Source organism: Alteromonas sp. 14N.309.X.WAT.G.H12, assembly GCF_036697315.1.
GTDB lineage: Bacteria > Pseudomonadota > Gammaproteobacteria > Enterobacterales > Alteromonadaceae > Alteromonas.
On the sequence record NZ_JBAHZB010000149.1, the window covers coordinates 5,633 to 6,415 of the forward strand.

Below are 783 nucleotides of genomic sequence, written 5' to 3' on the forward strand. Positions count from 1 at the left end.
ACCGAGATCCGATAGCATATCCATCAAAGAGCGGGTATTACCAAAAAGGTATTGGCTAACAATGATATGGTCTCCGGCTTTTAACAGAGATAAAAAAGTACTGCTTATGGCCGCCATTCCGGTGGCAAAACACACGGCCCCTATTCCACCTTCAAGGGCATTGAGCATATTTTGTAAGGCAACAACGGAACCCGAAGACGATCGCGAATAGACATGTCCGGCTTGTTTACCTTGAAAAACATCAACAAGACCTTGTACATCTTCAAAGGCAAATAACACTGAATTTGTTGTACCGGTATGCACAGCACCATGTTCCGGGCGATTAAGTAATCTGTCAGCATGTACCTGACGGGTAGTAAATCCCTGTTTACTCACAACGTGTTAACTCCACAACTAATAATTCAAAAGAAACAGACCCAATTAGCTATCTAAAAGACAATACGGTATTGCACCGGGCAGTCATTAACTGGCCTGAAATCGGGATGACATAATGGGCTGGAATGTTTTAATAATACCGTAAACTTGGCTGCCATCACAGTATCAAATAATCATAACGCCTTTTCGATTTTTATAAGAATACAGGTAGAATGATCACAAATACGGCTTCCTAAAACACAATGTGCATCATATTTATTGCTAACAATGTTCGCTCAGACTATCCGTTAATTATCGCTGCCAATCGTGATGAATTTCATTCGCGCCCCACTGCCCCCTCCTATTTGTGGCCGCAAAAAACACCCATTTATGCCGGTAAGGATTTACAAGCTGGTGGCACATGGATGG

2 protein-coding genes are annotated in these 783 nt (G+C 42.4%); one reads left to right on the top strand and one right to left on the bottom strand.

Features of this window, described 5'->3' with window-relative positions; genetic code table 11:
* Positions 1 to 375: PLP-dependent transferase (locus V5298_RS19225; RefSeq protein ID WP_332933047.1), on the bottom strand; the 375-nt coding region annotated here is incomplete at its 3' end.
* 242 nt (positions 376 to 617) lie between these two features.
* On the opposite strand from V5298_RS19225, the gene V5298_RS19230 reads away from it, so the two are divergent.
* Positions 618 to 783, top strand: a 166-nt coding sequence (locus V5298_RS19230; protein ID WP_332933049.1) for an NRDE family protein, incomplete at its 3' end; no start/stop codon positions are given.